This window comes from Neisseria viridiae (genome assembly GCF_962747995.1).
Classification (GTDB): domain Bacteria; phylum Pseudomonadota; class Gammaproteobacteria; order Burkholderiales; family Neisseriaceae; genus Neisseria; species Neisseria viridiae.
Window position 1 is genome coordinate 23347 of record NZ_CAUJAJ010000011.1, and the last position, 18782, is coordinate 42128.

Here is an 18782-nt window from a genome sequence, read left to right on the forward strand (position 1 = left end):
AACGCGCCACACGCGGCAGACAGAAAAAACACGACACGGAGCAAAAAAGATGTATCACCAAATCGGAATGTGGGATCAAAAATGGGTCATCGGCAACTGGAAAATGAACGGCCGGCTCCAAAACAACAACGCACTAATGCACCGCTTCCGCATCCTCCCCACCGCCGAACGCGTCCTCATCGGACTCGCCGCCCCGACCGTTTACCTGCTGCAACTGCACAACGCCATGCAAATCGTCTTAAACAACCGCATCCTCACCTGCGCCCAAGACGTGAGCCGCTTCCCCAACAACGGCGCATACACCGGCGAAGTGTCCGCCGAAATGCTTGCCGACACCGGCACAGACATCGTCCTCATCGGCCACTCCGAACGCAGCCTTTATTTCGGCGAAAAAAACGAAATCCAACGCCGCAAAATGGAAAACGTCCTCAACGTCGGCCTGATTCCATTGTTGTGCGTCGGCGAAAGCCTCGAAGAGCGCGAAGCCGGCAAAGAACACGAAGTCATCGCCCACCAGCTTTCCATCCTGCAAGGTTTGAATACCAAAAACATCGCTGTTGCCTACGAGCCGGTTTGGGCGATTGGTACAGGCAAAGTCGCCACCGTCGGACAGATTGCCGATATGCACGCATTCATCTACAAAGAAATCTTGTCTTTGTGCAGAAGCGATGTTAAAATCCGCGTCCTTTACGGCGGAAGTGTGAAGGCGGACAACGCGGCCGACATCTTCGCAGTACCTTATGTGGACGGCGCACTCGTCGGCGGCGCGTCATTGTCGTACGACTCCTTTACCGCCATCATCAGTGCCGCACAAAATGCGTAGAAAAATATGGAAGCCTTCAAAACCCTTATTTGGATTATTAATATCATTTCCGCCTTGGCTGTCATCGTGTTAGTATTGCTCCAACACGGTAAAGGCGCGGATGCAGGAGCGACCTTCGGATCGGGAAGCGGCAGCGCGCAAGGCGTATTCGGCTCGGCGGGCAACGCCAACTTCCTCAGCCGTTCGACCGCCGTTGCAGCAACATTTTTCTTTGCAACCTGCATGGCTATGGTGTATATTCACACCCACACGACAAAACACGGTTTGGACTTCAGCAACGTGCGGCAAACGCAGCAAGCACCCAAACCCGTAAACAATACCGAACCTTCTGCCCCTGTTCCTCAGCAGCAGAAATAACAGTTTTTCAAATGCCGACATGGTGAAATTGGTAGACACGCTATCTTGAGGGGGTAGTGGCCGTAGGCTGTGCGAGTTCAAATCTCGCTGTCGGCACCAACATACAAAAAACGCCTGAAAATTTCAGGCGTTTTTTGTTCAATCCCATCCAACGCTGTCAACCAATTCCAATCAATACAAGGTTTTTCAGGCTGATTATTATCCTGCCGTCCCCTTCCTGACTGTGCAATCCCGTCCAATCCGCCCTAATTGAACTAACCTGATTTTTTACGGCATCCGAAAAATACCGCGAAAATAAAGCTGAACGACCGCCAAATCAGGAATGCCAAGCGGAAAAGAGCTTGCGGGGAAATACTGACGCACCGTAGGGAATGAGGGGGAAACCGTCCAAGATGCAGGGCGGTTTTTTTGGTTCTCGGGAAACCCCTATATAGAAATGCACCACCCTTACCCGTTACCGCCGTTACTGAAAGATATTATAAAAATAAATATATGAAATAAAATAATAAAAAAATAAAAATCGGTAACAATTACAGTAACAAGTAGTAACGGATTGGTGGCGGGTTTTGTATGTTTGCGTTTTTTTGCCGTCTTGGCGGCGCGGGTGCATCGGGACAGAAAGCGGAAACGCACGGAAATACGCCAATTTTTGGGAGGAAAGGTGGTTAAACCGCTTGGTTATAGTGGATTAAATTTAAACCAGTACAGCGTTGCCTCGCCTTGCCGTACTATTTGTACCGTCTGCGGCTTCGTCGCCTTGTCCTGATTTAAATTTAATCCACTATATATTGCGGGGCATAGGAAGACAGCGAAACGCGCTAAAAACACAATTTGAGCCATTAAAAGCGATTGATTAAAAAATAATCAGGTTAGCCGCCGGTGTTTCAGGCGGCATAAACGGAGAAATTGCGGGGCATAAAAAAGACGGCTTGCCGTGTTGTCTGTCTCTGGTATAATTCCAAGTATCACTAATCAACGGCTACACAATGCGGATATTCAAAAACCAGTGGATAGCGAAATTTGCCAAGAAGCACAAAATCAACGATTCCGAGCTGCTGGAAGCGGTAGAGAGGGCGGATAATGGGCTGATAGACGCAGATTTAGGCGGCGGTGTGATTAAGCAGCGCATAGCAAGGCAAGGACAAGGCAGAAGCGGCGGCTATCGCAGCCTGATATTTTTCAGGCAGGGAAAACGGGCGTTTTTCATGACCGCCTTTGCCAAGAACGACCGCGAAAACATCACGGACAAAGAACTTGCAGAATTAAAGAAAGCCGCCGCCATCATCTTGGCAATGACAGAAACCGACATAGAGCAAGCCAAATCAAACGGCACTTTTACGGAGATACAGCCATGAAATATAAAAGCGAGATTTTCGCAGCAATACACGAAACCATGCAGGGATTGCACGACATCGGCGCAATCGACAAAAAGACTATGCGCGGCTTTGACAAGTCCTGCCTGACTGAAATCAGACCCTTGAGTGGCGAAGACATCAAGGCAATCAGGGAGAAGGAGGCACTATCGCAAGCCGCTTTCGCCATCTATCTCAACGTGGGGAAAAACCACGTTTCGGCTTGGGAGAGGGGCGTTAAAAAGCCCAGCGGCGCGGCGTTGAAGCTGCTGACCATCGTCAAAAACAAGGGCATCGAAGCCATTGCGTAGCCGACTTGGCAAACGGCAAAATCAGCAAGTTCACAATAGACGCGCTGCTGAATATGCCTGCCAAGACAGGTAAGACCGCCAAACCGAATATCAGGGCGTAGCCGCATAAATGTCCCGACTGCATCAGACCAAGCCGAAACGGCAGCGGTGCAGACGGCATAGCCCGACAGCAAGGCACGGCGCAGACGGGCGCGAAACCCGAAACATCCCCGACCGCGAGGCACGGGGATTTTTTGCGCCCGTTGCAGGGGGGTTGGATTTAAGCGGCGCGGGCTTGAAGGCAAAACGGGCGGGGCGCAGAACTGTTTAAATGCCGTCTGAATCTCAAACGGATTCAGACGGCATTTTGAAACAACGGCTCAAATTCTCGATCCCCTTCCCTTAACGCCGACGTTTTTTATTAACGCGCCCCTTATTTCTGACACTTTGCTCATAAACCGGCATAACGGTCGGCAACAACCGTTTTAGATTTTCTATACGGGCATTGTTTGTCGGATGAGTAGAGGTAATAGCATAAATAAAGCCGTTTTGGTCGTTTTCCTGATTCATTTTTTCCCAAACCCTGACAGCGGCCGCCGGATGATAGCCTGCCTGCGCCATCAACATCATTCCCCCCTCATCGGCTTCTTCTTCCAAGCTGCGGCTATAAGGCAAGGTAATGCCGTACGTCCCCAAAATATCCATACCCAATCCGACCAATTCCGGATTAGTGTCCGGTTTTTTGTCTAATATAATCTGCGTGCCTATCTGCGCCACCGTATTGGTCAAGATTTGCTGCCCGACCTTATTTTTACCGTGTTCATGCAGGGCGTGCGTCATTTCATGCCCCATAATGGCGGCAATTTCATCATCGGTCAGCTTGAGTTTGTCGACTATCCCCGTATAAAACGCCATTTTCCCGCCGGGCAGCGCCCACGCGTTCAGCTCATCGTTTTTGAAAACCGTCATTTTCCAGTCAAACCTATGGCCGGTATTATTTGCCGCATCGGCATAAGGCAGCATACGTCGAAATACTGCCTGCACCCTGCGGGCTGTTCTGGATGTGGTATCGACATTGCCGGCAGACTTGTTCAACTCAACCGTTTTCATATAATCTTTGGCAGCCGTAGCGTTCATTGTGGCGGAATCATGACCGTAAACATCAGCAACGACCGCACAACCTCCCAATATCGAGATTGCTGCCGACAGACAGACTATCCGTTTAAAGGAAGGAAGGAAGGAAGGAAGGAAGGAAGGAAGGAAGGAAATTTCATATTAGGCTTATCCCTTAAAAATTTAAATTCAAAAAATGCCGTCTGAATCCAAAACGGATTTCGGACGGCATCTTAACATTGTTTAATGTTTTTAAAAAGATTTACACCACGATGTTCACCAGTCTGCCCGGTACGACGATGATTTTCTTCGCAGGCTTGCCTTCCATGAATTTCACTGCGCCTTCGTTGGCAAGGGCGGCGGCTTCGAGGTCGGCTTTGGATGCGTCAGCGGCAACGGTGATTTTGCCGCGCAGTTTGCCGTTGACTTGAACCATCACTTCGATTTCGGATTTGACCAAGGCGGCTTCATCGACTGCCGGCCAGCCTGCTTCCCACAGTTTCGCGCCGTTTAATTCGCTCCACAAGGTTTCGCAAATGTGCGGCACAATCGGCCACAGCAGGCGTACGGCGGCTTCCAATACTTCTTGGGCGACGGCGCGGCCTTGTTCGCTTCCGGTGTCGGTTTTGTCGTATTGGTTGAGCAGTTCCATCACGGCGGCGATGGCGGTGTTGAACTGCTGGCGGCGGCCGTAGTCGTCGCTGACTTTGGCGATAGTGGAATGCAGTTTGTGGCGCAGGTCTTTGAGTTCTTTAGACAAACCGTCTTGGCTGCCTGCAAACGCTTTGACCGCGCCGCCTTGTTTCAGGTATTCGTAAACGGTACGCCACAGGCGGCGCAGGAAGCGGTGCGCGCCTTCGACACCGCTGTCGCTCCATTCGAGGGACTGTTCGGGCGGTGCGGCGAACATCATAAACAGGCGGGCGGTGTCCGCGCCGTAGGCGTTAATCAGTTCTTGCGGATCGACGCCGTTGTTTTTGGACTTGGACATTTTTTCCGTGCCGCTGATAACGACGGGCAGTCCGTCGGCTTTAAGGACGGCGGAAACGGGGCGGCCTTTGTCGTCGAAAGTCAGCTCGACATCGGCGGGGTTGATCCAGTCTTTGCCGCCTTTGTCGTTTTCGCGGTAGTAGGTTTCGCAAACAACCATGCCTTGAGTCAGCAGGCGTTCAAATGGTTCGTCAACATTGACCAAGCCTTCGTCGCGCATCAGTTTGGTGAAGAAACGCGCGTACAGGAGGTGCAGAATCGCGTGTTCGATACCGCCGATGTATTGGTCGACCGCACCCCAGTATTTCGCGGCTTCAGCCGATACCATGCCTTCTGCGAACTTGGGCGACATGTAGCGGAAGAAATACCAGCTTGACTCCATGAAGGTGTCCATGGTGTCGGTTTCGCGTTTCGCCGCACCGCCGCAGCACGGGCAGGCAGTTTCGTAAAACTCGGGCATTTTTGCCAGTGGCGAACCCATGCCGTCGGGTACGACGTTTTCAGGCAGGACGACGGGCAGTTGGTCGGCGGGGACGGGTACGTCGCCGCATTTTTCGCAATGGACGATGGGAATCGGGCAGCCCCAGTAGCGTTGGCGCGAAATGCCCCAGTCGCGCAGGCGGTATTGGGTTTTCGGTTCGCCCGCGCCTTGGTTTTGCAGCTTGGCGGCAACGGCATCAAATGCCGTCTGAAAATCCAAGCCGTCCAAGTCGCCGCTGTTGACCAATACGCCGTTTTCTTTGTCGCCGTACCATTCTTGCCATCGGTTTGCGTCGAATGTGTTGTCGCCGACGGCAATGACTTGTTTTTTCGGCAGATTGTATTTGGTGGCGAACTCGAAATCGCGTTCGTCGTGCGCCGGAACCGCCATTACCGCGCCGTCACCGTAGCCCCATAATACATAGTTGGCAATCCACACTTCCAGCTTGTCGCCGTTGAGCGGGTTGACGACGTAGCGGCCGGTCGGCACGCCTTTTTTCTCCATCGTCGCCATATCGGCTTCGGCAACCGAGCCGGCTTTGCATTCGGCGATAAATGCCTGCAATTCGGGTTTGTCGGCGGCTGCGGCGGCTGCCAGCGGATGCTCGGCGGCAACGGCAACATAAGTCGCGCCCATCAGCGTGTCGGGGCGGGTGGTATAAACTTGCAGGAATTTCGCGTAATCACCTTCCAAGCCTTGTTTGCTGTCGTCTGAAACGGCGAAGCGCACGGTCATACCGCGAGATTTGCCGATCCAGTTGCGCTGCATGGTTTTGACTTGTTCCGGCCAGTGTTCCAGCTTGTCCAAATCATTGAGCAGCTCTTCGGCGTAATCGGTGATTTTGAAGTAATACATCGGGATTTCGCGTTTTTCGATCAATGCGCCGGAACGCCAGCCGCGTCCGTCGATGACCTGCTCGTTGGCTAATACGGTTTGGTCGACCGGGTCCCAGTTTACCGTGCCGTTTTTGCGATAGACGATGCCTTTTTCAAACAGCTTGGTAAACAGCCATTGTTCCCAGCGATAGTATTCGGGTTTGCAGGTGGCAACTTCGCGCTCCCAGTCAATCGCAAAACCCAGGCTTTTGAGCTGGGTTTTCATGTATTCGATGTTGTCGTAGGTCCAAGCGGCGGGGGCGACGTTGTTTTTCATCGCCGCGTTTTCCGCCGGCATGCCGAACGCGTCCCAACCCATAGGCTGCATGACGTTGAAGCCGTTTAAGCGTTTGAAGCGGCTCAATACGTCGCCGATGGTGTAGTTGCGCACATGCCCCATGTGCAGCTTGCCGCTGGGGTAAGGGAACATGGAGAGGCAGTAGTATTTGGGTTTGGAAGCGTCTTCGGAGACGTTGAAAATACGGGCGTCATCCCATTTTTTCTGCGCCGCAGGCTCGATGGCGGCGGGTTGATATTGTTCTTGCATGGTCATTCTGTTTTTCGCTTGAAAACGTTAGGAATTTAAAAGAGGAATTATAACAGGTTGCCGATGTCGGCGAATCGGCAAATTGCCGGCAGGATGCGTAAATTCGCACGCGCATCATTCCGTATGCCGTACAAATACACTGCGTTTACTGATACGCACGTTTTTTATGCTAATATTACAAACCAAAATCAAACGTTTAAACTCCCTGTAACAAGTCTGCCAAATCAGACGGCAAACAGGTATCAGACAAAAAGGACTTTGCACATGAAAACAAAACAAATCGTTAAACTTGGCTTAGCAGTATTGGCAGCCAGCGTTCTGTCTGCCTGCGCAACCAAAAGCAACGTCAAAGCCGACGGCACGACCGACAATCCAGTTTTCCCGAAACCCTATTCCGTAACGCTCGACAACAAGCGCGGCACATTCCCGACTTATGACGAACTGGATCAGATGCGCCCCGGCCTGACCAAAGACGACATCTACAAAATCCTGGGTCGCCCGCATTACGATGAAGGCATGTACGGCGTACGTGAATGGGATTACCTGTTCCACTTCCATACCCCGGGCGTGGGTATCGACCCTGAAAACACTTCCGGTGTAGAAGGCATTACCACCTGCCAATACAAAGTGATTTTCGATAAAGACAAATTTGCCCGCAGCTTCTACTGGAATCCCGTATTCCCGAAAGATGCCGTCTGCCCACCACCTGCACCTAAAGCCGAGCCGCAAGTCATTATCCGCGAAATCGTACCGGCAACGCCTAAACGTATCCGCCAATAATCCAATATGCCGTTCCGCCTGTTTTTAGGGATATTATGCTGCCTATCGATGGTTGACCCCGTATATGCACAGGGGCAACCGGATGCGGTCAGTGCCTATATTCAAAAGAAAAAAGTCATCGTAAACACATCCAAAGCGGAACTCTGTTTTGCCGATGACCATCAGTGCCATCCTGTCCTTATCGGCGTTTCCACACCCAAAGGAAAGTTTGATTTGACACTGAACAGCACCGACAAACCCGGATACGGCGGCGAAGTTATCGGCTTCAAACAGGAAGGCGACTTCCTGTTTGCCCTGCACCGCGTTTGGAATCAGATACCTTCGGAAAGACGGAGCGAACGTATCGCATCTTCGGTTGTGTCCGACAGGATTATGACCAACGGCTGCATCAACGTAAGCGACGCGGTATACGAAAAACTGCGCCATTATTTTGTATTGGAAGTAATTTAAACAGACGGATACCGTATATAGCGGTATCCGTTTTCACATCATGCCCCAAATCCTGATAAAAGCCATGCATATGCCGTCTGAAAAACGTTAAAAACACCTTCAAGATTTCAGGGGCATTACCTACCTTTTCCAACAGAACAATCAGACAGCACCTAGGAGAACCTTATGCACGAACAAAACCGCATCCTCTGCCGAGAACTGAGCCTGCTGGAATTCAACCGCCGTGTTTTGGCGCAGGCAGAAGACAAAAACGTCCCCCTGCTGGAACGTCTGCGTTTCCTGTGCATCGTTTCATCCAACCTCGATGAATTCTTCGAAGTCCGCATGGCTTGGCTCAAGCGTGAAAACAAGCTGCACCCCCGGCGCAGGCTGGACAACGGCAAAATGCCGTCTGAAACCATTGCGGACGTTACTAAGGCAGCACGTTCGCTGATTCAGCACAAATACGACCTGTTTAACAACGTCCTTCAACCGGAACTGGCACAAGAAGGCATCTTTTTTTACCGCCGCCGAAATTGGACAGACACACAGAAAAAATGGATTGAAGACTATTTTGACCGTGAGTTGTTGCCGATTCTGACCCCCATCGGCCTTGACCCCTCCCACCCGTTCCCACGCCCGCTGAACAAATCGCTGAACTTTGCCGTAGAACTCGACGGCACAGACGCATTCGGCAGACCCTCGGGTATGGCGATTGTCCAGGCACCGCGCATCCTGCCGCGCGTTGTTCCCCTGCCGTCCGAACTGTGTGGCGGCGGACACGGCTTCGTCTTCCTGTCGTCCATCCTCCACACCCACGTCGGCAAACTTTTCCCGGGCATGAACGTCAAAGGCTGCCACCAGTTCCGCCTCACGCGCGACAGCGACTTGACCGTTGACGAAGAAGACGTACAAAACCTCCGCGCCGCCATTCAAAACGAACTGCACGACCGCGAATACGGCGACGGCGTGCGGCTCGAAGTCGCCGACACCTGTCCAGCCTACATCCGCGACTTCCTGCTGTCGCAATTCAGACTGACCGCTGCCGAACTTTACCAAGTCAAAGGTCCGGTCAACCTCGTACGCCTCAACGCCGTTCCCGACCTAGTCAACCGCCCCGATTTGAAATTCCCGCCGCACACGCCGGGCCGTCTGAAAGCCTTGGGCAAAAACAGCCCAATCTTCAATTTAGTGCGCCAATCGCCCATCCTGCTGCACCACCCCTACCAATCCTTCGATCCCGTGGTCGAAATGATGCGCGAAGCCGCCGCCGACCCCGCCGTGCTTGCCGTCAAAATGACGATTTACCGCACCGGCACGCGCTCCGAACTTGTCCGCGCCCTGATGAAGGCGGCACTCGCCGGCAAACAAGTAACCGTCGTGGTCGAACTGATGGCGCGTTTTGATGAGGCCAACAACGTCAACTGGGCGCAACAGCTTGAAAATGCAGGTGCACACGTCGTTTACGGCGTATTCGGCTATAAAGTTCATGCCAAAATGGCACTGGTCATCCGCCGCGAGGACGGCGTGCTCAAACGTTACGCCCACCTCGGTACCGGCAACTACCACCAAGGCACATCGCGCATCTACACCGACTTCGGCATCATTACCGACGACGACCAAATTACCGCCGACGTAAACACTTTGTTTATGGAAATCACAGGTTTGGGCAAACCCGGCCGTCTGAACAAGCTCTATCAGAGCCCCTTTACCCTGCACAAAATGGTCATCAACCGCATCAGGCAGGAAACCGCACACGCCAAAGCAGGCAAGCCGGCACGGATTACTGCCAAGATGAATTCGCTTATCGAACCGAGCGTGATTGATGCGCTGTACCAAGCCAGCGCGGCAGGCGTGCAAGTCGACTTGATTGTGCGCGGCATGTGCACCCTGCGTCCCGGTGTAAAAGGATTGTCCGAAAACATCCGCGTCCGCTCCATCGTCGGCAGACAGCTCGAACACTCACGGATTTACTGCTTCCACAACAACGGCGCGGACGATACGTTCATTTCCAGCGCAGACTGGATGGGGCGCAACTTCTTCCGCCGCATTGAAGTAGCAACGCCCGTTACCACGCTGACCCTCAAAAAGCGCGTTATACATGAAGGACTGACCATGGCACTGGACGACAACACCCACGCATGGCTGATGCAGCCGGACGGCAGCTATATCCGCGCCGCACCTGCCGAGGGCGAAAGCGAAGCCGACCTGCAAAACGATTTGTGGGATTTGCTCGGAGGCTGACCCGTACCGCCCCAATCAAAAACCATGCCGTCTGAAACCTTTCCGTTTCAGACGGCATGGTTTTGCAGCAATCTAAACAGGGCGGACTGGAATCAAAAACACACCTTCGCCATTTCCGCACAAGCACTTCCCCTATACGCTCCCAACCCCAATCCGCCGCATTCCAGACGGCATTGCCTTTCCGACAGCCGAACAAAACCCCGAATCCGTCTGCACGGTTCGGGGCATATCTCCAATACGGGCATCGTGCTCCGGAAAACCGTCAAATCCGCATCGGCATCACAATATATTTGAAATTCGGATTGTTCGGCACGGTAAACAGCGTCGAGCGGTTGGCGTCGCCGAAGGCAAGCTGCATATCGTCGGAATGGATGTTGCGCAACACGTCCATCAGATAGCCGATATTGAAACCGACTTCGAGTTCGCCGCCCTGATAGGCGATTTCGATTTCTTCGCGCGCTTCTTCCTGCTCGTTGTTGCTGCACACGACACTCAACAGCCTGGGTTGCAGGAACAGGCGCGCGCCACGGAATTTTTCGTTGGCAAGAATGGACACACGTTCCAACGCGCCCAACAATTCCGCCCTCGACAACACGAAAATCTTGTCGTTATCCAAAGGAATCACACGGTTGAAATCAGGGAATTTGCCGTCAATGACTTTGCTGACGATGGTTGTGCCGTTGCAACGGAAGCGAACCTGCTTGTCCAAGAGTTCTACCTGAATCGGATCGGACGGATTATTCAACAGTTTGAAAAGCTCCAAAACCGTTTTGCGCGGCAAAATAACCTCGGTTCGCGGCAAATCCGCATCAATGGCGCAAGCCGAATAAGCAAGCCGGTGTCCGTCTGTCGCCACAAGGCGCAATTGCCCGCCTTCAACCTGCATCAGCAAACCGTTGAGATAATAGCGGATGTCCTGCACCGCCATACTGTATTGAACCTGTGAAAGCATGGACTTGAAGGCTTCCTGTTCCAACTCGAAAACGGCACTGACATCCTTGCCGATATTCATTTGCGGAAAATCTTCGGCAGGCAGGGTTTGCAGGGCAAAACGGGACTTGCCCGCCTTCAACGTCAGACGGTTGTCGTCCCAATCCAACGAAACCAATGCACCTGCCGGCAATGCCCGTAAAATATCCTGAAATTTCTTGGCATTGGTCGTAATACGAAAATCCGCCGCACTGCATTCCGGACCGGAGGTATCGATTTGGATTTCCAAATCGGTTGCCAAAAGCCGGGTTTGACCGTCCCTGCCCTCAATCAGCACATTGGACAGGATAGGCAGGGTGTGGCGGCGTTCGACAATGCCGGTAACAGCTTGCAACGGCTTGAGCAGGCTGTCGCGCTCAGCTTGTAAAATCAACATGTTCGCTCCTTTAAATCAGTTTGTATAGTGGATTAAATTTAAATCAGGACAAGGCGACGAAGCCGCAAACAGTACAAATAAGTACGGAACCGATTCACTTGGTGCTTCAGCACCTTAGAGAATCGTTCTCTTTGAGCTAAGGCGAGGCAACGCCGTACTGGTTTAAAGTTAATCCGCTATATCTTTACCCTTCGGACGGCATGGGCAATATCATGCCGTCTGAAAACGTTTTCCATCAGTTTTGAATCAGAATCAGCAGCTTTTCATAATCCTGAGCCAATTCCGGATCTTCTTCGCGCAGTTTCGCCACCGCCCTGATGCCGTGCATGACGGTCGTATGGTCGCGTCCGCCGAACGAATCGCCGATAGACGGCAGGCTCAAAGTGGTCAGTTCTTTGGTCAGGCTCATGGCAACCTGACGCGGACGGGCAATGTTGCGCGTGCGTTTTTTGCCGAGTACGTCGCTGATTTTGATGCGGTAATATTTCGCCACCGCATCGATGATGATGTCGGCGGTGATGACTTTGTGCTTCTCGGCAATAATGTCCTGCAACGCCGTACGCGCCAAATCCATATCGATGACGGGGCGGTTCATAAAGCGGCTGCTCGCGCTGACGCGGTTGAATGCGCCTTCAAGCTCGCGCACATTGGAACGGATCAGGTTGGCAATAAACAATGCCGCCTCGTCTTCGATGCTGATACCCGCCGCCTCTGCCTTTTTCTGCAAAATGGCGATGCGCATTTCCAATTCGGGCGGCTCGAGTTCCAAAGTCAAACCCCAAGAGAAACGCGATTTGAGCCGGTCGTCCATGCCTTCGATTTTGGCAGGCAACACATCGCAAGTGAGGATGAGCTGTTTTTTCTCGTTGTGGAAATGATTGTACAGATAGAAGAATTCCTCCATCGTACGGTCTTTGCCTTTGATGAACTGGATGTCGTCGATAATCAGCAGGTCGTATTGCTTGTATTGCTGCTTGAATACGTCATAGGTATTGTTGCGAACCGCCTTCATAAAGCTGCGGATATAGTCGTCCGAATGCATATAGCGCACTTTCGCATCGGGACGGTTTTTCAACAGCTCGTTGCCGACCGCCTGCACCAGGTGGGTTTTACCCAAACCCGTACTGCCATAGAGAAAAAACGGGTTATAACTCTGTCCCGGACTTTCCGCTATCGCCTGCGCGGCGGCAGCTGCAAGGCGGTTGCCCTTACCTTCTACCAACGTATCAAACGTGTAATCCGGAGACAGGTTGGTTTGTTCGTAACGCGCCTCTTCCGCATCACGCTGCGCATCCGTCCGCGCTTTCGCAAGCACCTCCGATTCCGGACGGGAAGCAGGTTCGGCAGTATGGCGCGGCTCATGCGGGAGGTTTTTCATACGTTCCGCCAGAATATCTGCCGCCGTTTTCGACGCAGCGGGTTTGACAGGCTCTTCAGACGGCAGCTCGTCCAACAGAACCTCCTGCACAGGCATCTCCTCCGACCCCGCGTGCAAGGACGGCTCGGCAGGTTCGACAGCACCTTCAACCGCCGCCATCTCATAACACACGCCTTCTCCCGGTTTGAATACGAAGGCGGAACGGCCGGCAGCCAACTCTTCCCTCACCGCTTCTATTTTTCCGGCAAACTGGCTCTTGAGCATATTGCAGGCAAACTGGTTCTTGCCGTACACCACCCATACGCCCCCCTCCTCACCGACGGTAAGGGGCGCAATCCATTGCGCAAACTGCCCGTGAGGCAACATATCGTGAAGATGGCGGAGGCACAGCGGCCAAAACTCTGCTAATGTCATGGATAGGCTCGAATCGGTAAAAATGAAATCGAAAACAAAGAAAATATAATATTTTCAAAAAGAAAACAAATCTGTTGAACGCGCGTCGGTTCAAAACGCGACTGCCCGATTATACCGACTCACGAATATTTTATCCACAACCCGTGCAAAAATTTATCCACAGAAAGGCGGCAGAAATCCGCAGGCAATCGGGCAATCCTCCTGCAAAGTTTCTATATTGATTGACAAAAGCGGCAAATTAGAGTGTAATTCACAGTTTATCTATCTACCGATTTTTAGGAAACATCATGAAACGCACTTATCAACCTTCCGTTACCAAACGCAAACGCACCCACGGCTTCCTGGTGCGCTCCAAAACACGCGGCGGCCGCGCAGTATTGGCCGCACGCCGCGCCAAAGGCCGCAAACGCCTGGCGGTATAATTTTGGACTACCGCTTCGGAAAGCAGTACCGCTTGTTAAAAACGGATGATTTTTCATCCGTTTTTGCATTCAGGAAACGCCGCAGCCGAGACCTTCTGCAAGTCTCCCGTTCAAACGGCAACGGACTGAATCATCCCCGCATCGGTCTGGTGGTCGGCAAAAAAACCGCCAAACGCGCCAACGAACGGAACTATATGAAACGCGTCATCCGCGACTGGTTCAGATTGAACAAAAACCAGCTGCCGCCGCAGGATTTCGTCGTGCGCGTCCGCCGTAAATTCGACAGGGCTACCGCAAAACAGGCAAGGGCGGAACTGGCACAACTCATGTTCGGCAACCCCGCAACCGGATGCGGGAAACAGGTATGATCAGAACGGTACTCTGCAGGCAAGGTTCAGACGGCAACGGGTTTCCCATACAAGGAACATCCCGATGAACTTTCTATTGTCCAAACTCCTGCTGGGACTGATAAGGTTCTACCAATACTGCATCAGCCCGCTGATTCCGCCGCGCTGCCGCTATACGCCGACCTGTTCGCAATACGCGGTCGAAGCGGTCAAAAAATATGGCGCATTCAAAGGCGGCCTGCTTGCGGCAAAACGCATAGCCCGATGCCACCCCCTCGGCGGACACGGACACGACCCCGTCCCCTGAACCGCCCCGCCGCCCGAACTGCACGCTTTCCTTTTATTTCCCATCGGTTTCTATATAATGCCGTCTGAAACTTCGGGCTGGCGGCACGACCGTCGGGTATGAAGCCCACCCTTATTCCCCGTCTATCGGAACACGCAACCTGCGGCATTTCCGACCATTCAGGAAACTCTATATGGATTTTAAAAGACTCACGGCGTTCTTCGCCATCGCGCTGGCGATTATGATCGGCTGGGAAAAAATGTTCCCCGCCCCCCAAACCGCGCCCGCGCCCGGACAAGCCGCGCAGCAACAGCGGCAAACCGCCGCAACCGCTTCCGCCGAAGCCGCGCTCGCGCCCGCAACGCCGATTACCGTAACGACCGACACGGTACAAGCCGTCATTGATGAAAAAAGCGGCGACCTGCGCCGGCTGACCCTGCTCAAATACAAAGCAACCGGCGACGAAAACAAACCGTTCGTCCTGTTTGGCGACGGCAAAGAATACACCTACATTGCCCAATCCGAGCTTTTGGACGCGCAAGGCAACAACGTTCTGAAAGGCATCGGCTTTACCGCCGCCCAAAAACAATACAGCCTCAACGGCGACAAAGTCGAAGTCCGCCTGAGCGCACCCGAAACCAACGGACTGAAAATCGACAAAGTTTATACTTTCACCAAAGGCAGCTACTTGGTTAACGTCCGTTTCGACATCACCAACACCAGCGGCAAGCCCACCAACCTGAGCGCGGACTACCGCATCGTACGCGACCACAGCCAACCGGAAGGCCAAGGCTACTTCACACGTTCCTACCTCGGCCCCGTCGTGTACACTCCTGAAGACAAATTCCAAAAAGTCAGCTTCTCCGACTTGGACGACGATGCCAAATCAGGCAAAAACGAAGCCGAATACGCCCGCAAAACCCAAACCGGCTGGCTCGGCATGATTGAACACCACTTCATGTCCACCTGGATCCTCCAACCCAAAGGCGGACAAAGCGTTTGCGCCGCTGGAGACTGCCGTATCGACATCAAACGCCGCAACGACAACCTGTACAGCACCGGCGTCAGCGTGCCTTTAGCCGCTATCCAAAACGGCGCGAAATCCGAAGCCTCCATCAACCTCTACGCCGGCCCGCAGACCACATCCGTCATCGCAAACATCGCCGACAACCTGCAACTGGCAAAAGACTACGGCAAAGTACACTGGTTCGCATCGCCGCTCTTCTGGCTCCTGAACCAACTGCACAACATCATCGGCAACTGGGGCTGGGCAATCGTCGTTTTGACCATCATTGTCAAAGCCGTACTGTATCCATTGACCAACGCCTCTTACCGCTCTATGGCAAAAATGCGCGCCGCCGCACCCAAACTGCAAGCCATCAAAGAGAAATACGGCGACGACCGTATGGCGCAACAACAAGCGATGATGCAGCTTTACAAAGACGAAAAAATCAACCCGCTGGGCGGCTGTCTGCCCATGCTGTTGCAAATCCCCGTCTTCATCGGCTTGTACTGGGCATTGTTCGCCTCCGTAGAATTGCGTCAGGCACCTTGGCTGGGCTGGATTACCGACCTTAGCCGCTCCGACCCCTACTACATCCTGCCCGTGATTATGGCGGTAACGATGTTTGCCCAAACATTCCTCAACCCGCCGCCAACCGACCCGATGCAGGCAAAAATGATGAAAATCATGCCTTTGGTTTTCTCCGTTATGTTCTTCTTCTTCCCTGCCGGTCTGGTATTGTACTGGGTAGTCAACAACCTCCTGACCATCACCCAGCAATGGCACATCAACCGCAGCATCGAAAAACAACGCGCCCAAGGCGAAGTTGTTTCCTAGATGCCGCAGCATGAAAAATGCCGTCTGAAACCTGTTCAGACGGCATTTTTATTGTTCACCCCCTATCGGAGCGGAAATCTTCAACCTGCATACATCACAAAAATCGTCGGGCGTTTTTTCAGATTGGGCATTTCTTTTCTTTTTCGCCACTGCGCAACCGTCTGGCTGATGATTTCCTGTGTCGGCAAGGTCAAGTCCGTAGCCGTGCACAAACGCGTTTCAGGATGCAGGTTTTCTACCGCATCGGCAAGCAGCGCATCATTGCGGTAAGGCGTTTCAATAAAAATCTGCGTCTCGCCGCACTGCCGCGAACGTTGCTCCAAAGCCTTCAAACTCTGAATGCGCTCATTTTTCTCAGACGGCAGATAGCCTTTAAACGCAAAGTTCTGCCCATTCGCACCCGAAGCCATCAACGCCAGCAACAAGCTGGACGGGCCGACCAAAGGCCGTACTTCAAAACCGTGTTTATGCGCCAATGCCACCAAATTCGCACCCGGATCAGCCACAGCCGGACAGCCTGCCTCGCTGACAATGCCCATACTGCGCCCTTCTTGCAAAGGTTTCAGCAATTCCGGCAAGGTCTTCAAATCCGTGTGTTCATTCAACGTTTGCAGATTCAGCTCGCGGATAGGCGTAGTCACGCCCAAATGTTTCAAATGCGCACGCGCCGTTTTTTCCGCTTCCACGACAAAATCTGTCAGCCCGACAACCGCCTGTTGTTCATGCGGCAACAGGCACGGTGTGTCAGGCGTACCCAAAGGCGTAGGAATCAAATACAAAACAGCAGCCATCATTCCCTCACTCATCGGTTAAAAATGCCGTCTGAACCCTTCAGACGGCATAAACGGGCAGTTACAAAACATCCACTCCCTCATTTTTCAAGAAATCGACCAGACGGAAAACCGGCAAACCGATTAAAGCATTCGGATCGCTGCTTTCAATCCGTTCGATCAACAATGCACCCAAATCCTCACTCTTCAGCGCACACGAGCAATAAACCGCATCAGGCTCGCGCTCCAAATAGCGGAGTATATGCAACTCGTCCAACTTCCTCATCACGACCACAGTCTTATCGATATGCTGCCACATCGTGCCCGTAACCGTATTTAGCAGAACGACCGCGCTGTAAAACTCAATCTCCCTGCCGCTCAAATGCATCAGCATCTTTTGCGCGTTGGCAAGGTTCATCGGCTTGCCCCACTGCCTGCCGTCGCACCACGCCACCTGGTCCGCACCGACAATCAACGCCTCGGGGAAACGCCCTGCCAACGACCGCGCCTTACCCTCGGCAAGGCGCAATGCCGTCTGAGGGGCAGACTCCCCCAACATCGGCGTTTCGTCAAAATCGGGAGATGCCGCCTGAAAGGCAATGCCGAGCCTTTCCATCTGTTCGCGGCGGAAAACCGAACTCGTACCCAAAACCAAAGGCAGTTCCAAACCCATCCCATCCTCCTTACCGTTGAAAACACACTCAAACGGGCGTTAAAATCCAGCCATGCGCCGAAACACGGATACCCGCTTTCGGCGTACCGCAACATTTTTCTTAAAAATATTGACGTTAGAACATCTAAATTATATCATACCCCGTTTATGTCAGACCCTAATTTGATTGACCCGGAAATTTTTGCCGCCGAAGGGCAGAACCTGCAAGGCAGTTTTCTGCTGGAAGAATTGGACGAGCGAGTCAGTTTGCACGATTATCCCGCCGACAGGCAGACCAAAATATCGTTTACACTGACCGGCGGCCGCGACCGGCTGCAACGCCTGTTCCTCGACCTGAACGTCAAAGCCGATATGCCCCTGATCTGCCAGAGATGTATCAAACCCATGCCGTTCATGCTCGATGAAAGCAGCCGTATCATCCTGTTTTCCGACGAAGAGTCCTTGGACGAATCCATGCTTGCCGACGAAGAACTCGAAGGCATACTGATTGAAAAAGAACTCGACGTGCGCGCATTGGTAGAAGACCAAATCCTGATGTCCCTGCCCTTTTCGCCGCGACACGGACACTGCGGCAATACCCTTCCGGAATCCGCCAACCAAGACAAACCCAACCCCTTTGCTGTTTTGGCAGGTTTGAAAAGCAGTTAATTAGGACACAGTTTATTTATCTAGGAGCTTGAAATGGCCGTTCAACAAAACAAAAAATCCCCTTCCAAACGCGGTATGCACCGTTCGCACGACGCACTGACCGCGCCCGCACTGTCTGTCGACAGCGCAACCGGCGAAGTGCACCGCCCGCACCACATCTCCCCCAACGGTATGTACCGCGGCCGCAAAGTGGTCAAAGCCAAAGGCGAATAATCCCTATTCGACTGACTGAAAAAGCCAGAACATTGCCATGCAATTACTGGCTTTTTTTGCATTGGACGCACCATCCGTCCAAACTTTCGCCATACGTCAACACACAGGGGCAAAGCGTTCCGTATAATACTCCGTGAAAATATT

Annotated in this window: 21 protein-coding genes and 1 tRNA gene; 16 read left to right on the plus strand and 6 right to left on the minus strand. The window is 52.8% G+C overall.

Annotation, left to right across the window (positions count from 1 at the left end):
• Positions 1-49 precede the first annotated feature (49 nt).
• The 6 genes from tpiA (at position 50) to Q9J79_RS07295 (ending at position 3153) form a co-directional block, all read left to right on the plus strand.
• Complete coding sequence (gene tpiA, locus Q9J79_RS07265) at positions 50-823, plus strand: triose-phosphate isomerase (protein WP_301912128.1); 774 nt, start codon at positions 50-52, stop codon at positions 821-823.
• 6 nt (positions 824-829) lie between these two features.
• Positions 830-1180 (plus strand): preprotein translocase subunit SecG, encoded by a 351-nt coding sequence (secG, locus tag Q9J79_RS07270; RefSeq protein WP_107819103.1) that lies wholly within the window; start codon positions 830-832, stop codon positions 1178-1180.
• A gap of 13 nt (positions 1181-1193) precedes the next feature.
• A tRNA-Leu gene (locus tag Q9J79_RS07275) sits at positions 1194-1279 on the plus strand.
• Positions 1280-2166: 887 nt separating this feature from the next.
• The gene (locus tag Q9J79_RS07285; protein ID WP_301912129.1) at positions 2167-2535 is read left to right on the plus strand and encodes a type II toxin-antitoxin system RelE/ParE family toxin; all 369 of its coding nucleotides are present in this window, start codon (positions 2167-2169) and stop codon (positions 2533-2535) included.
• Positions 2532-2843, plus strand: coding sequence for a helix-turn-helix domain-containing protein (locus Q9J79_RS07290; protein ID WP_301912130.1), 312 nt, complete (start codon positions 2532-2534; stop codon positions 2841-2843). The genes Q9J79_RS07285 and Q9J79_RS07290 overlap by 4 nt, the downstream gene beginning before the upstream one ends.
• A gap of 109 nt (positions 2844-2952) precedes the next feature.
• Positions 2953-3153, plus strand: a complete 201-nt coding sequence (locus Q9J79_RS07295) for a hypothetical protein (protein ID WP_301912131.1) — start codon at positions 2953-2955, stop codon at positions 3151-3153.
• A 71-nt stretch (positions 3154-3224) separates the two neighbouring features.
• Here the strand turns inward: Q9J79_RS07295 and Q9J79_RS07300 are convergent, their stop codons facing one another.
• Both Q9J79_RS07300 and leuS read right to left on the minus strand, forming a co-directional pair.
• Entirely contained in the window at positions 3225-3932 is a 708-nt protein-coding gene (locus Q9J79_RS07300; protein WP_301912132.1) for a M48 family metallopeptidase, read from the minus strand.
• Between the two features lie 265 nt (positions 3933-4197).
• The gene (gene leuS, locus Q9J79_RS07305) at positions 4198-6828 is read right to left on the minus strand and encodes a leucine--tRNA ligase (protein WP_301912133.1); all 2631 of its coding nucleotides are present in this window, start codon (positions 6826-6828) and stop codon (positions 4198-4200) included.
• 264 nt (positions 6829-7092) lie between these two features.
• Between leuS and Q9J79_RS07310 the strand changes: the two genes are divergently transcribed.
• From Q9J79_RS07310 to Q9J79_RS07325, 4 genes are all read left to right on the plus strand, one after another.
• On the plus strand, positions 7093-7608 hold the full coding sequence (locus tag Q9J79_RS07310; RefSeq protein ID WP_301912134.1) for an outer membrane protein assembly factor BamE: 516 nt from the start codon (positions 7093-7095) through the stop codon (positions 7606-7608).
• Between the two features lie 6 nt (positions 7609-7614).
• Positions 7615-8058, plus strand: coding sequence for a murein L,D-transpeptidase (locus Q9J79_RS07315; RefSeq protein ID WP_301912135.1), 444 nt, complete (start codon positions 7615-7617; stop codon positions 8056-8058).
• Between the two features lie 165 nt (positions 8059-8223).
• A complete protein-coding gene (gene ppk1, locus Q9J79_RS07320) occupies positions 8224-10281 on the plus strand; it encodes a polyphosphate kinase 1 (RefSeq protein ID WP_301912136.1) in 2058 nt (685 codons plus the stop codon).
• Between the two features lie 24 nt (positions 10282-10305).
• Positions 10306-10575: a hypothetical protein gene (locus Q9J79_RS07325; RefSeq protein WP_301912137.1), complete on the plus strand. Its 270-nt coding sequence runs from the start codon at positions 10306-10308 to the stop codon at positions 10573-10575.
• On the opposite strand, the gene dnaN is transcribed toward Q9J79_RS07325, so the two are convergent.
• The gene (gene dnaN / locus Q9J79_RS07330; protein ID WP_301912138.1) at positions 10544-11647 is read right to left on the minus strand and encodes a DNA polymerase III subunit beta; all 1104 of its coding nucleotides are present in this window, start codon (positions 11645-11647) and stop codon (positions 10544-10546) included. The two genes, Q9J79_RS07325 and dnaN, sit on opposite strands and share 32 nt — an antisense overlap.
• Before the next feature lie 235 nt (positions 11648-11882).
• Positions 11883-13439 carry a chromosomal replication initiator protein DnaA gene (gene dnaA / locus Q9J79_RS07335; RefSeq protein ID WP_301912139.1) on the minus strand — a complete coding sequence of 519 codons (1557 nt, stop codon included), beginning with the start codon at positions 13437-13439 and terminating at the stop codon, positions 11883-11885.
• A 287-nt stretch (positions 13440-13726) separates the two neighbouring features.
• On the opposite strand from dnaA, the gene rpmH reads away from it, so the two are divergent.
• The 4 genes from rpmH (at position 13727) to yidC (ending at position 16334) form a co-directional block, all read left to right on the plus strand.
• Positions 13727-13861: a 50S ribosomal protein L34 gene (gene rpmH, locus Q9J79_RS07340; RefSeq protein WP_002214728.1), complete on the plus strand. Its 135-nt coding sequence runs from the start codon at positions 13727-13729 to the stop codon at positions 13859-13861.
• A 2-nt stretch (positions 13862-13863) separates the two neighbouring features.
• Positions 13864-14229 (plus strand): ribonuclease P protein component, encoded by a 366-nt coding sequence (gene rnpA / locus Q9J79_RS07345; protein ID WP_301912140.1) that lies wholly within the window; start codon positions 13864-13866, stop codon positions 14227-14229.
• A 64-nt stretch (positions 14230-14293) separates the two neighbouring features.
• Complete coding sequence (gene yidD, locus Q9J79_RS07350; protein WP_003751554.1) at positions 14294-14515, plus strand: membrane protein insertion efficiency factor YidD; 222 nt, start codon at positions 14294-14296, stop codon at positions 14513-14515.
• Positions 14516-14687: 172 nt separating this feature from the next.
• Positions 14688-16334 carry a membrane protein insertase YidC gene (gene yidC / locus Q9J79_RS07355; protein ID WP_301912141.1) on the plus strand — a complete coding sequence of 549 codons (1647 nt, stop codon included), beginning with the start codon at positions 14688-14690 and terminating at the stop codon, positions 16332-16334.
• Between the two features lie 80 nt (positions 16335-16414).
• Here the strand turns inward: yidC and Q9J79_RS07360 are convergent, their stop codons facing one another.
• Together Q9J79_RS07360 and Q9J79_RS07365 are read right to left on the minus strand one after the other, a co-directional pair.
• On the minus strand, positions 16415-17125 hold the full coding sequence (locus tag Q9J79_RS07360) for an SAM-dependent methyltransferase (protein ID WP_301912165.1): 711 nt from the start codon (positions 17123-17125) through the stop codon (positions 16415-16417).
• A 61-nt stretch (positions 17126-17186) separates the two neighbouring features.
• The gene (locus Q9J79_RS07365; RefSeq protein WP_301912143.1) at positions 17187-17777 is read right to left on the minus strand and encodes a Maf family protein; all 591 of its coding nucleotides are present in this window, start codon (positions 17775-17777) and stop codon (positions 17187-17189) included.
• A gap of 147 nt (positions 17778-17924) precedes the next feature.
• Between Q9J79_RS07365 and Q9J79_RS07370 the strand changes: the two genes are divergently transcribed.
• Together Q9J79_RS07370 and rpmF are read left to right on the plus strand one after the other, a co-directional pair.
• On the plus strand, positions 17925-18425 hold the full coding sequence (locus Q9J79_RS07370) for a YceD family protein (protein ID WP_301912144.1): 501 nt from the start codon (positions 17925-17927) through the stop codon (positions 18423-18425).
• A gap of 33 nt (positions 18426-18458) precedes the next feature.
• Positions 18459-18638 carry a 50S ribosomal protein L32 gene (gene rpmF / locus Q9J79_RS07375; protein ID WP_004283533.1) on the plus strand — a complete coding sequence of 60 codons (180 nt, stop codon included), beginning with the start codon at positions 18459-18461 and terminating at the stop codon, positions 18636-18638.
• Positions 18639-18782: the final 144 nt, after the last annotated feature.

Bases quoted from the DNA above. Each gene is read 5' to 3' on its own strand.
- Q9J79_RS07290 (WP_301912130.1), top strand. From the start codon at position 2,532: ATGAAATATAAAAGCGAGATTTTCGCAGCAATACACGAAACCATGCAG.
- Q9J79_RS07300 (WP_301912132.1), bottom strand. From the start codon at position 3,932: ATGAAAACGGTTGAGTTGAACAAGTCTGCCGGCAATGTCGATACCACA.
- yidD (WP_003751554.1), top strand. From the start codon at position 14,294: ATGAACTTTCTATTGTCCAAACTCCTGCTGGGACTGATAAGGTTCTAC.
- Q9J79_RS07360 (WP_301912165.1), bottom strand. From the start codon at position 17,125: ATGGCTGCTGTTTTGTATTTGATTCCTACGCCTTTGGGTACGCCTGAC.
- Q9J79_RS07285 (WP_301912129.1), top strand. From the start codon at position 2,167: ATGCGGATATTCAAAAACCAGTGGATAGCGAAATTTGCCAAGAAGCAC.
- Q9J79_RS07370 (WP_301912144.1), top strand. From the start codon at position 17,925: ATGTCAGACCCTAATTTGATTGACCCGGAAATTTTTGCCGCCGAAGGG.
- Q9J79_RS07365 (WP_301912143.1), bottom strand. From the start codon at position 17,777: ATGGGTTTGGAACTGCCTTTGGTTTTGGGTACGAGTTCGGTTTTCCGC.
- yidC (WP_301912141.1), top strand. From the start codon at position 14,688: ATGGATTTTAAAAGACTCACGGCGTTCTTCGCCATCGCGCTGGCGATT.
- Q9J79_RS07325 (WP_301912137.1), top strand. From the start codon at position 10,306: ATGCCGTCTGAAACCTTTCCGTTTCAGACGGCATGGTTTTGCAGCAAT.
- dnaN (WP_301912138.1), bottom strand. From the start codon at position 11,647: ATGTTGATTTTACAAGCTGAGCGCGACAGCCTGCTCAAGCCGTTGCAA.
- ppk1 (WP_301912136.1), top strand. From the start codon at position 8,224: ATGCACGAACAAAACCGCATCCTCTGCCGAGAACTGAGCCTGCTGGAA.
- secG (WP_107819103.1), top strand. From the start codon at position 830: ATGGAAGCCTTCAAAACCCTTATTTGGATTATTAATATCATTTCCGCC.
- Q9J79_RS07310 (WP_301912134.1), top strand. From the start codon at position 7,093: ATGAAAACAAAACAAATCGTTAAACTTGGCTTAGCAGTATTGGCAGCC.
- Q9J79_RS07295 (WP_301912131.1), top strand. From the start codon at position 2,953: ATGTCCCGACTGCATCAGACCAAGCCGAAACGGCAGCGGTGCAGACGG.
- leuS (WP_301912133.1), bottom strand. From the start codon at position 6,828: ATGCAAGAACAATATCAACCCGCCGCCATCGAGCCTGCGGCGCAGAAA.
- rpmH (WP_002214728.1), top strand. From the start codon at position 13,727: ATGAAACGCACTTATCAACCTTCCGTTACCAAACGCAAACGCACCCAC.
- rpmF (WP_004283533.1), top strand. From the start codon at position 18,459: ATGGCCGTTCAACAAAACAAAAAATCCCCTTCCAAACGCGGTATGCAC.
- Q9J79_RS07315 (WP_301912135.1), top strand. From the start codon at position 7,615: ATGCCGTTCCGCCTGTTTTTAGGGATATTATGCTGCCTATCGATGGTT.
- dnaA (WP_301912139.1), bottom strand. From the start codon at position 13,439: ATGACATTAGCAGAGTTTTGGCCGCTGTGCCTCCGCCATCTTCACGAT.
- tpiA (WP_301912128.1), top strand. From the start codon at position 50: ATGTATCACCAAATCGGAATGTGGGATCAAAAATGGGTCATCGGCAAC.